This is a genomic window from Streptomyces sp. NPDC021019, assembly GCF_044333295.1.
Taxonomy (GTDB): Bacteria; Actinomycetota; Actinomycetes; order Streptomycetales; family Streptomycetaceae; genus Streptomyces.
This window is the reverse complement of the sequence record NZ_JBIRQR010000001.1, coordinates 454,766-472,350: the sequence shown is the minus strand read 5'-3', so window position 1 is coordinate 472,350 and position 17,585 is coordinate 454,766. Positions and strand designations below refer to the sequence as shown.

Annotated in this window: 13 protein-coding genes and 3 pseudogenes; 12 read left to right on the top strand and 4 right to left on the bottom strand. The window is 67.5% G+C overall.

Features of this window, described 5'->3' with window-relative positions; all coding sequences use genetic code 11:
• Positions 1 to 416: 416 nt before the first annotated feature.
• The 5 genes and pseudogenes from ACH4RG_RS02150 to ACH4RG_RS02130 all read left to right on the top strand — a co-directional run.
• A pseudogene (locus tag ACH4RG_RS02150) lies at positions 417 to 644 on the top strand (hypothetical protein); the annotation flags it as partial.
• A gap of 19 nt (positions 645 to 663) precedes the next feature.
• Positions 664 to 1,047: a DNA-binding protein gene (locus ACH4RG_RS02145; RefSeq protein ID WP_397918469.1), complete on the top strand. Its 384-nt coding sequence runs from the start codon at positions 664 to 666 to the stop codon at positions 1,045 to 1,047.
• A gap of 419 nt (positions 1,048 to 1,466) precedes the next feature.
• Positions 1,467 to 1,715, top strand: coding sequence for a hypothetical protein (locus ACH4RG_RS02140; RefSeq protein ID WP_397918470.1), 249 nt, complete (start codon positions 1,467 to 1,469; stop codon positions 1,713 to 1,715).
• Complete coding sequence (locus ACH4RG_RS02135) at positions 1,712 to 2,113, top strand: DNA-binding protein (RefSeq protein WP_398538971.1); 402 nt, start codon at positions 1,712 to 1,714, stop codon at positions 2,111 to 2,113. The genes ACH4RG_RS02140 and ACH4RG_RS02135 overlap by 4 nt, the downstream gene beginning before the upstream one ends.
• Before the next feature lie 440 nt (positions 2,114 to 2,553).
• Positions 2,554 to 3,234, top strand: a complete 681-nt coding sequence (locus tag ACH4RG_RS02130; protein ID WP_398538970.1) for a hypothetical protein — start codon at positions 2,554 to 2,556, stop codon at positions 3,232 to 3,234.
• Positions 3,235 to 3,398: 164 nt separating this feature from the next.
• Here ACH4RG_RS02130 and ACH4RG_RS02125 read toward each other — a convergent pair whose 3' ends face one another.
• A complete protein-coding gene (locus tag ACH4RG_RS02125; protein WP_398538969.1) occupies positions 3,399 to 3,917 on the bottom strand; it encodes a hypothetical protein in 519 nt (172 codons plus the stop codon).
• Between the two features lie 253 nt (positions 3,918 to 4,170).
• On the bottom strand, positions 4,171 to 4,446 hold the full coding sequence (locus ACH4RG_RS02120; RefSeq protein ID WP_030595208.1) for a hypothetical protein: 276 nt from the start codon (positions 4,444 to 4,446) through the stop codon (positions 4,171 to 4,173).
• A gap of 571 nt (positions 4,447 to 5,017) precedes the next feature.
• Between ACH4RG_RS02120 and ACH4RG_RS02115 the strand changes: the two genes are divergently transcribed.
• From ACH4RG_RS02115 to ACH4RG_RS02095, 5 genes and pseudogenes are all read left to right on the top strand, one after another.
• Positions 5,018 to 5,437 carry a hypothetical protein gene (locus ACH4RG_RS02115; RefSeq protein ID WP_398538968.1) on the top strand — a complete coding sequence of 140 codons (420 nt, stop codon included), beginning with the start codon at positions 5,018 to 5,020 and terminating at the stop codon, positions 5,435 to 5,437.
• Complete coding sequence (locus ACH4RG_RS02110; RefSeq protein ID WP_397918475.1) at positions 5,434 to 6,081, top strand: hypothetical protein; 648 nt, start codon at positions 5,434 to 5,436, stop codon at positions 6,079 to 6,081. The genes ACH4RG_RS02115 and ACH4RG_RS02110 overlap by 4 nt, the downstream gene beginning before the upstream one ends.
• Positions 6,082 to 6,084: 3 nt before the next feature.
• A pseudogene (locus ACH4RG_RS02105) lies at positions 6,085 to 6,369 on the top strand (putative T7SS-secreted protein); the annotation flags it as partial.
• A gap of 8 nt (positions 6,370 to 6,377) precedes the next feature.
• Positions 6,378 to 8,771: pseudogene (locus tag ACH4RG_RS02100) on the top strand (RHS repeat-associated core domain-containing protein); the annotation flags it as partial.
• A 45-nt stretch (positions 8,772 to 8,816) separates the two neighbouring features.
• Positions 8,817 to 9,038 carry a hypothetical protein gene (locus tag ACH4RG_RS02095; RefSeq protein ID WP_397918477.1) on the top strand — a complete coding sequence of 74 codons (222 nt, stop codon included), beginning with the start codon at positions 8,817 to 8,819 and terminating at the stop codon, positions 9,036 to 9,038.
• Between the two features lie 745 nt (positions 9,039 to 9,783).
• Here ACH4RG_RS02095 and ACH4RG_RS02090 read toward each other — a convergent pair.
• Together ACH4RG_RS02090 and ACH4RG_RS02085 are read right to left on the bottom strand one after the other, a co-directional pair.
• Positions 9,784 to 10,245 (bottom strand): hypothetical protein, encoded by a 462-nt coding sequence (locus tag ACH4RG_RS02090; protein WP_398538967.1) that lies wholly within the window; start codon positions 10,243 to 10,245, stop codon positions 9,784 to 9,786.
• On the bottom strand, positions 10,245 to 11,456 hold the full coding sequence (locus ACH4RG_RS02085) for an FAD-dependent monooxygenase (protein WP_398538966.1): 1,212 nt from the start codon (positions 11,454 to 11,456) through the stop codon (positions 10,245 to 10,247). Before ACH4RG_RS02085 ends, ACH4RG_RS02090 begins: the two co-directional genes overlap by 1 nt.
• Positions 11,457 to 11,543: 87 nt before the next feature.
• Between ACH4RG_RS02085 and ACH4RG_RS02080 the strand changes: the two genes are divergently transcribed.
• On the top strand, positions 11,544 to 12,134 hold the full coding sequence (locus ACH4RG_RS02080) for a TetR/AcrR family transcriptional regulator (protein ID WP_397918480.1): 591 nt from the start codon (positions 11,544 to 11,546) through the stop codon (positions 12,132 to 12,134).
• 651 nt (positions 12,135 to 12,785) lie between these two features.
• Positions 12,786 to 17,585 (top strand): DUF6531 domain-containing protein, encoded by a 4,800-nt coding sequence (locus tag ACH4RG_RS02075; protein ID WP_398539382.1) that lies wholly within the window; start codon positions 12,786 to 12,788, stop codon positions 17,583 to 17,585.

Genomic DNA, 17,585 nt, shown 5'->3' with positions numbered 1-17,585 from the left:
TGCAGTCGGCGATCCGCATGACGGCTGTGCCGACCTCCGCCGAAGTCTGCTTCCCGTTCAGCACCAGGTAGTCGTGTGACTCGTGCTCGCCGACCGGGCAGAGCGCGAAGTCGTCGGCAGCGAAAGTCTCCAGAACGGGTTGCATCACCATCACATGGGGATGATGCCGGACCCGTTGCTACGCCGCCACGGACTTTCAGCTGCAGCCTGCCCAGTTTCGCGGAGCGCTCCGCGCAGGCGGGGGATCGTGCCGAAACTGATGCCTCGCTCCCGCACTGGATGACCATCCGGCCACTTGACTCCACGAGCCCTGATGGTTTCCCCGTCTTGGGCCTCGCCGGAGGATGCTGCCGGCTCATCTTCCGCCTGTTGTCACCCGCTCCGGGTCAAGAGACCTCAGGTCGATGGCCGGTTTCATGTCCTCGACGAACCGCATCACCGTCACGCTCCCCAGCGACCAGGTGGCGGAGCTTCACAAGCCCACGGACATCGTCTCCGGCTACGTGGCGGAAGCCATAGCCTGCCAGATACGGCACCAGCCCCTGGGCAACGACCTCCGTCGGCATGAGGAGGAGCACGGTTCCGTCAGCGACCAGGAGCTCGCTGAGGCCCGCTCGAAGATCTTCGGCGACGCCGGCTCCGCCCCGGCCGCGCGGACGCCGCGTGAGCGAGCGCATCGAAACCGTCGTCCTGGACTCCGGAGGGCTCTCCGCCTGGACCGCGCAGGACCGCAAGCTCCTCGCGATGCTTCAGATCTTCCACGACATGGGAGCCGACCTCGTGATCGGGGCCAACACCATCGTGGGCGTCAGCCACTCCCGCACCAACATGCCTCGCCTGAACTGGGCTCCCTCCCGCGTCAAGGTGGAGCCCGTCACCGAACAGGCAGCGAAGGCGGCAGCGGAGCTGCTCAAAGGTTTTGGGCCGCACGGGCACAAGTACGCCACGATCGCCCTGCGCCAGCCGAAACCCATCGCCCTCCTGACCTCCGACAGTGACGACATGACCAAACTCCGCGGCAACCAGATCCGCATCATCCCTGTCTGATGCGTCGGCCCACCCCGAGCACACCCCCTGGCAGGGTAAGCTGCACCGCCAACCTCGTGCCCCATCCGTGCCCAGCAGAACGGACAACGGCGGTCAGGTACAGCTTCCAGAGACCATGGCAATCCACTCTTCCTCGCGGGAAAACGCAGCTCAGAGCCCTACCAGCGGCCCAAGCACCGTTGATTCCCAGGCTCGGAGCGCGAGTTCGATTCTCGTCACCCGCTCCACGACGAAGGCCCTGGTCAATGACTGGGGCCTTTTGCTTGCCGCCCAACGGCACCGGCCCGGAGCGTCACGCGCCAGGGACAGCCGGTGAGCGATCGCCCCCATGTCTTCACCTGGAGCATGCGACCTCAGGCGTCGAGGCTGGGGACCAGAAACCCGAGCCAGCGCGTGCATACTCCAGTATGCTTGGACTCATGTCCTCAACGACTCGCATCACCGTCACCCTCCCTAGCGACCAGGTGGCGGAACTCCGCAAGCTCACGGACAACGTCTCCGGGTACGTGGCGGAAGCAGTAGCCCGCCAGATCCGGCACCAGCTTCTGGGCGAGGACCTCCGCCGCCATGAGGAGGAGCACGGAGCCTTCAGCGACGAGGAGCTCGCCGAGGCGCGCGGTAAGATCTTCGACTCCGCCGGCTCCTCCAAGGGAGCGGACGCCGCGTGAGCGAGCGCATCGAGACCGTCGTCCTGGACTCGGAAGGGCTCTCCGCCTGGATCGCGCAGGACCGCAAGCTGCTCGCGATGCTTCAGGTCTTCCACGACATGGGAGCCGACCTGGTGATCGGGGCCAACACCATCGTGGAGGTCACCCACTCGCGCACCAACATGCCTCGCCTGAACTGGGCCCTGTCCCGCGTCAAGGTGGAGCCGGTCACCGAACAGGCAGCGAAAGCGGCAGCGGAGCTGCTCAAAAGCGCCGGGCTGCACGGGCACAAGTACGCCATTGACGCCACGGTCGCCGAGGTCGCACTCCGCCAGACGAAACCTGTCGCCCTGTTGACGCCCGACAGCGATGACATGACCAAGCTCTGTGGCAACCAGGTCCGCATCATCCCCCTCTGACGAGCCGGACCGCCCGGAGCACTCGTCGCACTGCCAGTTCTCGTGCCCCATCCGTGCCCAGCAGAGCGGACAACAACGGTCAGATACGACTCCAGGAGACAGGGAGCCATCCACCTGCCCATAGCGAAAGCGCAGGCCAGAGCCCCTCCACCGACCTAAAAACCGCTGATTCCCAAGCTCAGAGCGCGAGTTCGATTCTCGTCACCCGCTCTTCCATGAGGCCCCAGGTCAGCGACCTGGGGCCTCATCGTTGTCTAGACCTGATCTGGAACCGCGCACCACCTCTGCACCACCTGGTCCCTCGCGCAGTGTCCAACGGCACCGGCTGACCATGGATTCGTCGACGCCACTGGTGCGTAGGCGTCGCCAAGTCCATCAACCGGGTAACGAGGTATCCCACCCCGACCGACGCCGGCAGTGTAGCCATTACGATCGCGCGCATGCCTCCGCACCCTCACCTTCCCGCTGTCATCGACGCCGCCAACGCCTTATCCGCCGGGCTGCAAAACCCTTCGCTGCTGGTGGGCCTTCACCGCGACATCGACGGCTTGACCGGGAAGGACGGCAAGTCGCTCGGGCGCTCGACGAAGCAGTACGCCCTGCGGTGGGGAATCTTCACGATGTCCTACGCAGCTGTCGAAGCCTTCTTCAACGACGTCCTTGCCCTCGATCCGTCCCAGACGCGGCATCTCCCGCTCAACCCGGACAAGCTCCGCAACGTAGGGCAGCAGCACGCGGTCCGGCTCTTCACCAACGACTGGGGGGTTCGTACGAGAATTCTGGGCAATGCCCCCGGCAACCGATCGCGTTGGACGGCTTACGTGGGCACCCAAGAGGTGCAGCTGTACCTCGCCGACATGAAGAACCTCCGCGACATCCTGAGCCACGGAGGGGACCCATACGCGGTGTCGAACCGCTCTGGAGCGTTGTGGCCCCTGAAGAACGGCAGGCACTCGATGCGACTCATGGGCGCTGAAGGCTTCATCCAAGCGTGCTGTGACCTCGCCTCGCAAACCGTGCTCGCCTTCGGTGGGGACTCTGCCGACCTTCCCAAGTGGCCAGAGCCTGAGCGGTCGGGACTTTCTGCGGAACGGCGTCCGTCGCTGCCGCTGTTGGACTGATCACATCCGCCCGGCTACCTGCTCCATCGCTCATCGTTGTCCGTTCACTGACGGACGCCGCTGTCCGCTGCTGTACACGGCTCAGAGTGCGAGTTCGATTCTCGTCACCCGCTCTTTAATGAAGGCCCAGGTCAGCGACCTGGGCCTTGTTTCTGTACCGGCTGCTACGGCTCTGCGTCGAGGACTCGGGCGGCTTCGCGAGGGTCCATCAGGTTGGACCAGGCTTGTTCGGCGGGGAGCAGGTCCCGCTCCGGCAGGGCGTATTCGGGGTACCAGCCGTCGGCCTCACAGCTGGGGACGTTGCGCAGGATCAAAGTGGCGAGGTTCGGCGGGACCGAACCCGTGATCCGCACCGCGAGGTAGGTTTCGTGACCGTGGTCGGCGCGGACCTGAAGGCCGATGGTGAAGGTGTCGAAATCCACCGTGTGCTCCTCGCCGTCCCGGAGGGTAGAACGGCTCAAGGTCAGAACCGTGGTCCGGAGCCGCCTGACGAAACGTACTCCCGCTTCGGCGCGATAGCGAACGTGGTCCTCGCGAGCGGGGAGCAAGTGGGCAGTGTACGTGGCGGACTTGAGCGCGTCGGCGTTGCCGGCGTTGTAGCGGGTTCGGGCGGTCTTGCCGTCGGCTTCGAGAGCTGCGTAGAAGTCGTCGGTGGAGCCGCCTTCGCGGCGGCCGGCCGCCACCAGCCACGGAAGATCGGCGTCCCCCAGACCGCCCCACGCCAGCGCTGGACCTTCACCTTGAACAGCACCTGGTCATCGACAGCGCGGATGCGCTCGTGCTTGGCATCGTCCGCCGCGAACTGCTCGGCGGTCTTCGCCAGGATCGGGTGCTCAATCTCGTCCAGGGGGTCGGTCACCGCCGGCAGGGGGAGTCCGAGGTCATCGCGTAGGCATCGCAAGGTGGGCCTGGCGGGCCGCGTCGCGGCGGGGCCGGTCATTCGTCGATCCCGCCGACCGCGTCGATCTCCTCCGATGTCAGACCGGTCAGGAGCATGACGTCCGACTTCAGGGAGCCGTCCAGGACGCTGAGCGCCTCCACCATGCCCTCACGCAGATCCTCACGCCGTTGGTCCAGGTAAACCCGTACCGCCTCCGCGACCAGGTCCTTCTTCGTCAAGCCCAGGAAATGTGCGCCCTGGCTGATCAACTTGTCCGTCGCCGGGTCCACCTTGAGCGGCGACTGCCGGGGCGGCTTCGAAGCCGTGGTCATAAATCCCACCTCCGCATCTACGGTACCTTAGTACCTCATGGTGGGCCGTGCTCGTGACCGCAATGGGGCACAGTCCGCCGACCGCCGGTACCACGGCTCCGGATCGATGACGGTCGACCGGATTGCCCTGCGCCAGATCGCCCAGAGATGAAATGGCACGACGGCAGGTGCCTGATCCAGCGCGGTGACGCTTTTCCACCCACGCCACAGCGGCATCGATCACCCCGTGCCCCATCCGTGCCCTTCGGAGCGGATAGCAGCGGACAAATACGGTAGCCAGAGACCACACCAACCTCGACCGCTCCACTCATACATGCAGGTCAGGGCCCACTACAGCCGTTCAAGGACCGTTGAGTCCCAAGCTCAGAGCGCGAGTTCGATTCTCGTCACCCGCTCTTTGATGAGGCCCTGGTCAGTGACCGGGGCCTTTTTATGTTCGGCGTCGGCCCGCGGTGTGGGGGCTGAGGGGGCGATGGGAACCACCTGGTTGCGGGTGAACGTGGTGTCCTAGCGTGTGCGGAAGTTAAGAGTGACGACTCGCGTACGGGGGGAACTTCCAGAGGGTGACGGGGTGGCGTTGGCGGATCGGATTGCCGAGCGGCGGGCCGGGGTCGGGGATCCGCGGGCTCTGGTGGGTGAGCTGCGGCGGGCGCTGGTGCTGGTGCCGTACGACGGTGGCGGGTTGTGGACCGCTGAGTTCGGTGGGGTGCGGTGGGTGTGCGGGTTCACCGATGAGGGGGCGTTGGCCCGGTTCGCGGCGGAGCGGGCTGTGGTGGAGGGTGCCGGGGCCACCTCGCGGAGCTGGGAGTACGCCACGTTCCGGGGGGCTCGGTTGCTGGACGAAGTCATTCCGGCGATGGGGGTGCCGGCCGGGGTCGCGGTGAACGTGGCCGATCCGGACGGGTCGATGCTGTTTCCGCCGGTGGTGGGGATCGTGCCCGATGCCGTCGCCGTCGATGCCGACGTACCGAGCGAGGGGCGGGACCTGTGAGCGGTACGGGGGCCGAGGACCTCAACGTCGATCCGATCAGTGTTCAGCAGATCACCACCGGGCTGCGCGAGGCCGTGGCGGAGTTGAGGGAGATCGGTACCGGTACGGGGGCGGTGCTCGGCAAGGGGCTCTCGGAGCTGTCGATGACCGGGATGGAGGCCGGGCATCACGGGTTGTCGGTGGACTTTGAGGACTTCTGCGAGCGGTGGGAGTGGGGGGTGCGGGCGTTGGTCCAGGATGCCAACGCGATCGCGGCGAAGCTGGGGCTGGCTGCGGGGATCGTGTGGGAGGAGGACCAGTACGTCCAGGGCACGTTGAAGATCGTCGTCAACGCGGGCGTGGGGAATCCGCATGCTTCCGAGGACGAGATCGTCAAGGAGGGCTGGGGGGATGTGTTCACCCCGGACTATCTGAGCCCGGTCTACAGCCGCGAGTCGTTCGAGCGGACAGCCGACGAGGCCGGGCAGACCTGGAAGGACACCGGACGTGCACTCGTCACCGAGGGCAACGGCGGGCGTCAGGCGGACCAGCTGAACGAGATGTTCGGCGTGGACCAGGAGGCGTTCGACCGGTCCGTGGACGACATGTTCGGGACCTCACCCGAGGAACGCGCCCGGCAGCAGCAGGGCGGCGGGGAAAGCTAGGTCATGGGGTTCAAGGATTTCGTCAGTGACATCACGCCCGATGTCGTCGAGGACGCGGTCGAGGACGGTGTCGAGTGGGCCGGCGACCGAGTCGAGCACGCCGGAAACTGGACCGGCGACCGGCTGGACGACGTCGGCTGGGAGTCCGGGGCGGACTGGGTCCGGGAGAAGTCCCGGTCCGTCGCGAACCGGATGGGCGCCGAGGTCGACGAGATGGACCTCGGGCAGACCCAGGACAAGACCAAGCTGATCTACGGCAGCCCGTCCAAAATCCGGTCCAGCGCCACTTCATCACGCGGAACGAGGCGGGGCTCCCGACCGAGATCATTGAACCGGACGGCTCCCGCTGCATGCAGGAGTTCGATGATCACGGCAACCGCACAGCCGTGACTGAACCTGGCGGCCGCAGCACCCGCTATACCCACGACGCGGCGGGCCGGGTCACTTCGGTCACCGATGCGCTGGGCAACATAACCAGAATCCGCTGCACCTCTGCCGGATTGCCTATGGAGATCACTGACCCACTCGGTAACACCACCCGCTACGACCGGGACCCATGGGGACGCCCTGTGCGCGTCACCGATCCGCTGGGAGGGGTCACCCTCCTGCGCTGGTCCCAGGACGGTGGGCTGGCGGCGCGCACCAGTCCGGACGGCACCACGGAGTCCTGGACCTACGACGGTGAGGGCAACCGGCTCACCCATACCGATCCCGTCGGTGGAACAAGCCGTTTCGAGTACACCCACTTCGACGTGCTGACGGCCCGGACCGATCCCGACGGATCCCGGTACGAGTTCACGCACGACGCGAACTTGCGGCTCACCCGGGTCACCAACCCACAGGGCCTTACCTGGTCGTATGCCTACGACCATGCCGACCGGTTGGTCTCCGAGACCGATTTCGACGGTCGCACGATGAGCTACACCGTTGACGGGACCGGAAGGATGACCGCCTTCGTAACCCCACTCGGGGAGAGAATCTCCTACACTCACGACGTCCTCGGCCGCGTAACCCGTAAGGATGCCGCCGGCCAGGTGACCACGTTCGCTTACGACCGCGCGGGACGGCTGTTGCAGGCGAGCGGCCCCGACACCGAGCTGATCTACCAGTACGACCGGGCGGGGCGCGTGAAGACGGAGTTTGCGGACGGCCGTGCCACCACGTACGCGCACGACGCCCTCGGCCGACGCACCCGCCGGGTCACCCCCACCGGCCGACGCACGACATACAACTACGACGCGGCGGGCCGACCGACCGAACTGACCGCAGGCGAACGGCGCATTACGTTCACCCACGACGCCATCGGCCGGGAACAGGAACGCACCTTCGGCGACGCACTCACCGTCGCCTCCACCTGGGACGCGGCAGGTCGCCTCAGTTCCCAGCACCTCATGGGCTGCGATCGCACCAGTCTGAACATGCGCACCTACACCTACCGCGCCGACGGATATCTCACCGGTCTGGAAGACACTCTGAACGGGCCGCACCGCTTCGACCTGGACGGTGCCGGCCGCGTCACCCGGGTGACCGCCGCCAACTGGAACGAGTCGTACGCCTACGACGCCGCCGGCAACCAGACCGCCGCCGAGTGGCCTTCCTCCCACCCGGGGCACGAAACCACCGGCCCCCGTTCGTACACCGGCACCACCATCACCCGTGCTGGGCAGGCGCGGTACGAACACGATGCCGCCGGACGCATCACCCTGCGCCGAAAGACCAGGCCCTCCCGTAAGCCCGCCACCTGGCGCTACGAATGGGACGCGGAAAACCGCATGACCGCGGCCGTCACCCCGGACGGCACTCGTTGGCTGTACCGCTACGACCCCCTGGGCCGCCGGATCGCCAAGGAGCGCCTCAGCGACGACCACAGAACAGTGGTTGAGAAAACCCACTTCACGTGGGACGGCATCACTCTCTGCGAACAGACCACCACCACGACCGACCTGCCCCGCCCCATCGTCCTCACCTGGGACCACCAAGGGCTCCGCCCCCTGGCCCAAACCGAGAGAATCCTCTCTGCCGACTCCTCCCAGCAGACAGTGGACGAACGCTTCCTCGCCATCGTCACCGACCTGATCGGTGCACCCACCGAACTCGTCGACGAAACGGGTTCGGTGGCCTGGCACATCCGGACCACCTTGTGGGGCACCACCACCTGGGCCAGACGCAGCACCGCGTACACACCTCTCCGCTTCCCTGGCCAGTACTACGACCCCGAAACCGGCCTCCACCACAACCATCACCGTCATTACGATCCGGAGACAGCCCGCTACCTGACGCCGGACCCTCTGGGACTCGTCCCGGCACCCAACCCATCGACGTACGTACACAACCCTCACACCTGGTGCGACCCTTTGGGGTTGGCGCCCGAAGGGGGCTGTCCGCCCGAGCATCCCGCGGTCGCCGAAACCCGCGGCCGCGTAGGCGACGGAAGCATCGTGAGCGAGCATCCGATGACAGCCGACGAGGCCCTCGACGCCGCCCACAAGTTCCTGGGTGATGACTATGTGGAAAAGGGAGTGAATCGCGGCGTGTTCCGCAGCGCGGACGGACTACGACAGTTCCGCATGGATCCTGATTCCATACAGGGAAAACACTGGCCCGACATTCCACATGTACACTTCGAGATTTTCCCTGCGCCTGGAGCCAAGAAGGCAGCGGTGAACAATCATGTGCCCCTGATCGAGTAATGCTTCATCAGCACCATGCACGTCGGCTTTCTGGGAGAGCAAGAGATGATCAAGATCAACAGGGTCGGAAAAATCACCGCAGGGGACGAACTCGGAAAGTTTGTCAGGATCAACGAACTCCCTGACAACCCACCCAGCTACTTGATCCTCCTCGCCGAGGACTCGGAGTTCTCCAACGGATGCGGGGATTACTGGGTGGAGAACCGTGATGACTTGGATGGATTCTTCGCCGAAGCGCATTGGGAAGTCGAATGGTCTCACCCGTGAAAAATCCTTCGCTGTACGTGTACGCGCGAACGGAGATCACCGGCGTGGGTTAAAAAGCGTCGGACCGGACGGACACACGTACGCCTATGCCATCAACCGCCACGGTCGCCCTGCGGCAAGCAAGTCCGCATCATCGCTCTCTGACCCGTCGCCCCACTCCGCGCCTGCACCTCAGGAGGGAGTCGCGCGGCCGACCCCGTGCCCCATCCGTGCCCAGCAGAGCGGACAACAGCGGTCAGGTACGGCTTCCCGAGACCGCAGTCATACACATCGTCCAGCACGAAAGGGCAGGTCAGAGCCCATTCAACGGACCAAGAACCGCTGATTCCCAAGCTCAGAGCGCGAGTTCGATTCTCGTCACCCGCTCTTTCACGAACCCCCAGGTCATCGGCCTGGGGGTTCGTCGTTGTCTAGACCTCCCTAAGCGCCTTGCACCACCTCCGCACCACCTGACCCCTTTTCGCGCTCCTCGCGCGTTTTGCCGCGGGCCGGCCGCTCTCACCATCCGGCCAACCTTCCCGCCACCTCTTTCTGGCATTCGTGGTCGGCGTGTTCCTGGTCTATGGCGCGTTGCAGGTGCCACAACGTGACTGCGGGGAGCGCCGAGCCGGGCTTCTGCCCGCAGGTCCTCGACGGCGCCGGCCAGGAGGGGCCTGGCAGCGTGCCCGGAAGGGGTGTGAGCCCGCCTCGGTGGCTGAGGGTGCACGGCGCCTCAGCGTGCCGACCGTGCATTGCCGCCCGTACGTCAGGCTGCGGCGGCCCTCCGCAGCGAGAGGGCGAAAGCACAGCTGGTGACTGTGAGGATGATGATCGGTGGAACTGGCAGCAGAAGGAGCGCTGTCGCCAGAACGGCCAGGGAGACCAGCAGGGTGATCCCTCCGAACGCGGTACGCCGCTGGACCAGGGCGGGGGCATGACGGACGGCGGCGAGCGTGAGCAGGCCGCAGGCGACGGCGAAGAGCGCCATCGCGATGCTCATGCCGTTGGTGACATCGAGGGCGGTGCGTTCCAGGCCCAGCAGGGCGAAGGTGGACTCGCGCAGGGCCGTGTCGGCCGCGCGTCGCTCCGGTGTCATCGTGGCCGAGGCATCGGCGGCGGAGAGAGCGAGGTGGCCGACCCCGAGGAGGACGAATCCATAGGCGCCGGCTTTGAATGGCCGCACCGGGTCCGCTCCGGCGGAAGTCCGGGCGGGAATCGCGCTGTTCATCACTGCTCCTTCGTATCGACGGACGGGTGTACGGCGGGGGCGGAGGATGGGTGCGGTGCCGGACCGGGTGGGGGCTGCCAGCCGAGGAGGGTGTCCAGTCCTCTTCTCGTGACCGCCGAGGGCGTGGCCCGTACGGCGAGGTTCCGGACGAACACCGCCAGGGGGTGGGAGAGCCGGGCAAGGTCCCCCATGCGTCGGGAGTGGCGACTGATCCGCGTGGTGCGCCCGTGTCGGGCCTCCGTGTAGGCGGCGAGCGCGGCCGGTACGTCGGGACCGCCCGCGAGGAGGTGAGCGAGGACGACCGCGTCCTCGATGGCCTGGCAGCCGCCCTGGCCGAGGTTGGGCGTCATCGCATGGGCGGCGTCACCGAGCAGGGCCACCCGGCCGGAGTTGAACCGGGGCAACGGCGGGGCGAGTTCGTAGAGGTCGTGGTTGAGTATGCCGACGCGGTCGGGCGTAAGGCGCTCCAGCAGTGCGGGTATCGGATCGTGCCAGGCACTGAAGCGCCGGTTCAGCTCCGCGGAGTGGTCGGTCGGCCGCGTGCCGGGGCCGGTGACGGCGGTCGCGTACACATAGACCCGGCCGTCGCCGAGGGGGACGATCCCGAACCGCTCTCCTCTCCCCCAGGTCTCGGCCGCCGGCAACGCGGGCAGGCCGACCCCGGACAGCACTGCCCGCCAGCCGGTCTCACCGGCGTGGCGCGGACCGGAGTGCCCGGGGAAGAGCTGCCTGCGGAGCGCGCTGCGCAGCCCGTCGGCCGCCACGACGACATCGGCGCTCAGGTCCCCCGCCGACGTACGCACCACCACCGCGCCCCCGGCGTCGTCCACACCGCTCACCGAGACGCCCAGGCGCAGCGCGCCGGGCGGCAGGGCGGCGGCGAGGACATCAATCAGGAAGCCGCGGTGCACGGCCCGCGCGGGAAGACCGTAGCGGGAGGCCGTGGCTCCGGTTCGGCTCAGCCATGCGCCGTCGGGGGTACGGAGCCCGAGCGGACCGACCAAGGGCTCGCCCACCGACACCTCAGGTCCCAGGCCCATCGAGTCCAGGGCGCGCAGGGCATTGGGGGCAAGCACGATGCCCGCACCGATACCCGCCAGGACGGGAGCCCGCTCGCACACGGTCACCCGCCAACCTCGGCGGCTCAGCGCCGCCCCTGCGGCCAGGCCGCCGATCCCCCCTCCGGCCACAACAGCATGACGAACACCCATACCGACCGCCTCCCTCACCCCTCACACGCACCCTCTACATCTGTAGAGGATCACGCTCCGCACTCTACATCTGTAGAGTGGGGAAACATGTCTGCCTCCCTCTCCGATCGCCGGGATCTGATCGCCGACACCGCCATCGCCACCGTGGCCGCCGCCGGACTGCGAGGCCTGACCCATCGCGCGGTCGACACGGCGGCGGGCCTGCCCGCCGGCAGCACGTCGTACTACTTCCGCACGCGATCCGCCTTGATCAGTGCCTGCTATCTCCGCCTGGCCGCCCTGACGGTCGCCGATGTGGACCGCTGGGAAACGGAGCACGGCACCCCGGGCCCGGACTCCGTCGCCGAGGCCCTGGCCACACTGCTGCACCACTGGCTCACCGGGGGGCGGAACCGCCAGCTGGCCCGCTTCGAGCTGAGCCTGGAGGCGACCCGTCGCCCGGAACTCCGCGCCGACCTGGAGACCGCCGGCCGGGCTGCACGCTCCAGGGCGGCCGCGCTGCTGACGTCGCTCGGCGCCCCCGACCCGGTCCAGGCGGCGGACCTGCTCGTCTCCTGGACCGACGGCCTGCTGTACGACCGCCTCGCTGGCGCCCCGGCCGCGAGCCGCCCGGCACCGGACCCTGGTGAACTGACCCTGGTTGTAAGGAAGATGCTCGACGCCCTGCTCGCTCCCTGAGGCACGACAGCACCCCAGAACGTCGGCCCTACGTGCCCGGGACATGCCCGTCTGAATCCGGGCGCGATCTTCTGCCCGTGCCCCATCTGTGCCCAGCAGAGCGGACAACAGCGGTCAGATGCGGCCCCCAGACCCCGTAGTCATACACGGCCCCTACGGGAAGGCGCAGGTCAGAGCTCCTCCAGCGGCTCAAGCACCGTTGATTCCCAAGCTCAGAGCGCGAGTTCGATTCTCGTCACCTGCTCCACGACTAAGGCCCAGGTCATCGACCCGGGCCTTGTTTGTTGTCTGGACCACTTCAGGTGTCGTGCACCAGATCCGGGGCAGGCAGTGCGCCCTCGTGCGACTCGGACAACCACCGGGCGACCCTCCGCGGCTCACCTCGAACCGTGGGCGTCCCCGCAGCCGCCCACGGAGGCCCCCTCCCACCGCCTCGCCGCCCGGCGCCGCCTATCTCGCTGCGATAGCTCAGGCTCCGGTGTCCACCGTCTCACCTCGCAGCTGTCCGCTCGCCCGTACCCGCCGACTGTGAACGATCTTGGTACCGCGGCGCAGGAATGAGATCCTGTTCGCATCTGCGCTCAGTGAACGCAGCTTTGCACGGGGGGACTTCACGCTGTGGCTGTAACCGTGCCCGATTGGGCCGACACCATGCTCGACCTCATCGGGATCAACTGGCCGAACGTCGACGAAGACGCGTACCGGGACATGGCCGACGCTCTCCGGGAGTTCGCCGACGATGTCGAGGACGACGGTCACCTTGCCAACCAGCACGTGCAACGTCTGCTGTCCTCCGGCAGCGGTGAAGCCCTCGACGCGCTCAACGGTCACTGGGGCAAGGTCAAGAACAAGCACGTGAAGGACCTGGCCAGTGGCGCCCGCACGATCGCCGGCGCGCTGGACAACGCGGCCACGGCGATCGAGGCCATGAAGTACGCGGCAATCGTCCACCTGGGCGTGCTCGCCGGCAAGGCGGGCATCTCCATGGCGTTGATACCCGTGACCGGCGGGCTGTCCATGCTCATCGGCGGGGCAGCCATCGCGGTCGCCCAGCAGGCCATCCGCCGGATCATCAAGGAGTGCATGGAGGAGGTCGTCGGTTACATCGTCTCCGCCCTGACCGAGCCGGCCGTCGCCGCGCTGGAGAACATGGCCGCGGATCTCGCCGTACAGGTCGGTGCCAACGCGCTCGGCCTTCAGGACGGCGTCGACATGAACCAGGTCGGCCAGTCGGGCAAGGAGGGCTTCAACGAAGGAGTGGCGGGGGCCAAGGATTCCCTCCAGCTCGCCTCGGCCGACGGCCCCGGCCCCGCGCCCGGCAAGGGCGTGCACATCGAGCACGCGGAGCACACGCGCGCCGGTACCCAGCTGAACCTCGTCAGCGTCAACGTGCACGGCAGGACCGCGGGCAAGCTCTCCAAGGCCAGGACGTCCCACGGACGCACCCGCGGCAAGGACGACATCGCCGGCGCCCTGGACCCCGTGATCGACAAGGCCATGAAAGCGCTCGGCAAGGCCAACAAGGCCATGGGCGACCACGTCGGCAAGGCACTGCCGAAGGCAGTCAAGGAGATCTCTGACAACCAGAAGAAGATCGAACTGGACATCAAGGCGATGATGTCCAAGGGCGTCAAGGTGCAGAAGGGTGACGAGGGAGACCGTTCGCGCCCCGATGCGCCCCGGAGCTCCGCCCGCACCAAGGCCGACGCGCTGAAGAACGCCAAGGACGAGCCGCGCCGCAACGCCATCTCGCTGGAGAAGAAGACCTGCGAGAACGACCCGGTGGACGTCGCCACCGGCGAGATGACCCTCCCGCAGACCGATCTGGCCCTGCCCGGAGTCCTTCCCCTGGTCCTACGCCGGACCCATCTCTCCGACTACCGCTACGGCCAGTGGTTCGGGCGCAGCTGGGCCTCCACGCTGGACGAGCGGATCGAGCTGGACCCCCTCGGCGGGGGCGCGGTGTGGTCCCGGGAGGACGGTTCGCTCCTCGTCTATCCGCGGCTGCCCCTGCCCGAGGACGACGACGGGGTACTCCCCGTGGAAGGCCCACGGCTGCCGATCCGGCACGGAGGCCAGGGCAACAGCGAAACCACCTATCTCGTCACCGATCCCCGTTCAGGGCTGACGCGTTCCTTCCGCGGCGGCCCCTACAACGCGTCCCCCGCCTACTGGCTCAGGGAGATCGAGGACCGCAACCTCAACCGGATCGACTTCGCCCGCCTCGGGGACGGCAGTCCGACCGCCGTCGTCCACTCCGGAGGCTACCGGGTCGCCCTCGCCGTCGAGGACTCCCGAATACGTGAGCTGTCCCTGCGTACGCCGGACGGTCCCGTCACCGTCATGCGCTACGGCTACGACCCTCTCGGCAACCTCGACGCCGTCATCAACTCGTCCGGGCTGCCGCTGCGTTTCACGTACGACCCGGACGACCGCATCACCTCGTGGACCGACCGTAACGACTCCACGTTCCGCTATGTGTACGACGATGCCGGCCGCGTGGTCCGCACGGTCGGCCCGGACGGCTATCTGTCGTCCACGTTCGCCTACGACGTCCATCCGGAGACGGGCGACCGCGTCACCCGGTACACGGACTCCCTCGGCGCGACCAAGGTCCACCAGTTCAACGACCGGCTCCAGGCCGTCGCGGAGATCGACGCGCTGGGCGGCGTCACCCACCGCAGCTTCGACCGGTACGACCGGCTGCTGTCCCGGACCGACCCGCTCGGTCGTACCACCACGTACACCTACGACGATCGCGGAAACCCGGTCCGGGTCGAGCACCCCGACGGCACCGTCGCCCGGGTCGAGTACAACGAGCTGAACCAGTTGGCCGCCGTCACCGGCCCGGACGGCGGGACTTCGCGGCAGGAGTACGACGACCGGGGCAACCCGACGCTCTTCACCCGGCCGAACGGGACGACGACCCGCCTCACTCACGGCCCACAGGGCCAGCTCATCGGAGTCGACGACTCCTTGGGCGCGCTGGACCGGCTGCGCTGTGACGCGGCCGGTCTGCCGGTGGCGGTCCGCGGGCCGCTCGGTACGGTCACCCACTACATCCGGGACGCATTCGGACGCCCGGTCCGTATCACTGATCCCCAAGGCCGCACCACCGAGCTGGAGTGGACGGTCGAGGGCAAGCTCGCCCGCCGGACGGAACCCGACGGCTCGCAGCAGTCGTGGACGTACGACGGCGAAGGCAACTGCCTCGTGCACACCGACGCGACGGGCGGCGAGACCCGCTTCGAGTACACCCACTTCGACCTGGTTTCCGCCCGCACCTCACCGAGCGGCGCACGCCAGGAATTCACCCACGACACCGAGCTGCGCCTCACCCGGGTCACCAACCCCCAAGGTCTGACCTGGGACTACACCTACGACGCGGCAGGCCGCACCAGCGCGGAGACCGACTATGACGGCCGCACCCTCCGCTACTCCCACGACTTCTGCGGCCAACTCCTCTCCCGTACGAACGGACTCGGCCAGACGGTCCGCTACGAACGCGACCTCGCGGGCCGGGTCACCGCCAAGGACGCCGACGGGAGCGTCACCCGCTTCGCCTACGACATCCACGGCCGGCTCGCCTCGGCGACGGGCCCGGACAGCGAGCTGTCGTACGTACGCGACAGCTCGGGCAGGGTCCTGCGGGAGGTGTGCGACGGCCGCGAACTGGTCAACACCTACGACGAGACCGGGCGGCGCACCCGTCGTGTCACCCCGTCCGGTGCCGTCAGCTCCTGGTCCTTCCCGGCCGGTCGCACCGCCGAGCTGACCGCCTCCGGCCACCGGCTGGGCTTCCACTTCGACGAGACGGGTCGCGAGACCGGCCGCCGGATCGGTGACGCGCTGACCGTCGATCTCGCGTACGACCCGGCGGGGCGCCTGACCGACCAGCTCGTCCGGACAACCGGTGACCGGGTCCTCCAGCGCCGCACGTACACGTACCGTCCCGACGGCCATCTCGCTTCGGCCGAAGAGCTGACCGGAGGCCGCAAGCGGCTGGAGGTGTCCGGTGACGGCCGGGTCACCGGCGTGACGGCGGAGAACTGGTCGGAGCGGTACGCGTACGACGAGGCCGGGAACCAGACCAGTGCCTCCTGGCCCGGTGCGGGCGACGCCTCCGGTCCGCGCGAGTACGCCGGAACGCGCATCACCCGTGCGGGCCGTGTCCGGTACGAGCACGACGCCCAAGGCCGGGTGATCCTGCGCCAGAAAACCCGCCTCTCCCGCAAGCCCGAGACCTGGCACTACGGCTGGGACGCGGAGGACCGCCTCGTCTCGGTCACCACGCCGGACGGTACGCGCTGGCGCTACCTCTACGACGCCCTGGGACGGCGCTCGGCCAAGCAGCGCCTGGCCGAGGACGGGGCGCCGGTGGTCGAGGAGGTGACCTTCACCTGGGACGGCGACACCCTCTGCGAACAGACCACGTCCACGACGGGCTCCCCGGATTCCGTCGCCCTCACCTGGGACCACGACGGCGTGAAGCCGGTGACCCAGGTGGAACGCCGGCTCGTGGACCAGGCGGAAGTCGACAGCCGCTTCTTCGCGATCATCACCGACCTCATCGGCACACCTCGTGAACTGGTCGACGAACAGGGCGAGGTGGCGTGGCGCACCCGTTCCGCCCTGTGGGGAGCCACGTCATGGAACCGCGACGCCGACGCGTACACGCCCCTGCGCTTCCCCGGCCAGTACTTCGACCCGGAGTCGGGCCTCCACTACAACCGCCACCGCCACTACGACCCCGAATCGGGCCGCTACCTCTCCCCCGACCCGCTCGGTCTGACCCCGGCCCCGAACGCGGTCACCTATGTCGACGACCCGACGCGGTGGATCGACCCGCTGGGTCTTGCGGGGTGCCCGCACCGGAGCGGGGAGCACAAGCACAGTGTGGTACTGGGCATCAATAAGAAGCCCGATTTCGCCTCGAATTCCCTCGCCGAACATCTCCGCGCCAACGGTGATCCGGGAGCCCACACCTATAACGGGGACGACTATGCCGGAGTCGAGGAAAGCGGGCCGGTCTGGATGACCAACGTGATGGGGGCCATCGGGGATCGCGGTACCATTCTGTCGATCACACTCGACGGAATGCCCAACAGCAGTGGCGGGTTCGGGAACTGGAGTTCACCCGAGGATATTGTAGACGCTTTCCAGAACGCGGCACGGAATGGAGCTCCGTTCAACACCCTGCACGAGGACAACTACCCGGGCCAAGGCCACGGCACAGCTTGGGAGATGAGCGAAGTCGCCTACGCAGTGCGCAATTACGATGGGGCAGCCGCTTGGGGAGACCCGGATGACGAACGCCCTGGGCGACCATGGGAGGAGATAAAGTGGTACACGCGAACCGAGGAGGGGGGGTACAGAGAAGTCACCGTACCCAAGCCGGACATTCCCGAGATACAACCAGACCTGTCGAACCTGCCGGCACACTTGAGGTAA

What these genes read in the sequence shown, in the direction of transcription:
- ACH4RG_RS02090 (WP_398538967.1), bottom strand. Translation starts at nt 10,245, where the DNA reads ATGAACAGCGCGATTCCCGCCCGGACTTCCGCCGGAGCGGACCCGGTG.
- ACH4RG_RS02085 (WP_398538966.1), bottom strand. Translation starts at nt 11,456, where the DNA reads ATGGGTGTTCGTCATGCTGTTGTGGCCGGAGGGGGGATCGGCGGCCTG.
- ACH4RG_RS02095 (WP_397918477.1), top strand. Translation starts at nt 8,817, where the DNA reads ATGATCAAGATCAACAGGGTCGGAAAAATCACCGCAGGGGACGAACTC.
- ACH4RG_RS02075 (WP_398539382.1), top strand. Translation starts at nt 12,786, where the DNA reads ATGCTCGACCTCATCGGGATCAACTGGCCGAACGTCGACGAAGACGCG.
- ACH4RG_RS02140 (WP_397918470.1), top strand. Translation starts at nt 1,467, where the DNA reads ATGTCCTCAACGACTCGCATCACCGTCACCCTCCCTAGCGACCAGGTG.
- ACH4RG_RS02080 (WP_397918480.1), top strand. Translation starts at nt 11,544, where the DNA reads ATGTCTGCCTCCCTCTCCGATCGCCGGGATCTGATCGCCGACACCGCC.
- ACH4RG_RS02130 (WP_398538970.1), top strand. Translation starts at nt 2,554, where the DNA reads ATGCCTCCGCACCCTCACCTTCCCGCTGTCATCGACGCCGCCAACGCC.
- ACH4RG_RS02120 (WP_030595208.1), bottom strand. Translation starts at nt 4,446, where the DNA reads ATGACCACGGCTTCGAAGCCGCCCCGGCAGTCGCCGCTCAAGGTGGAC.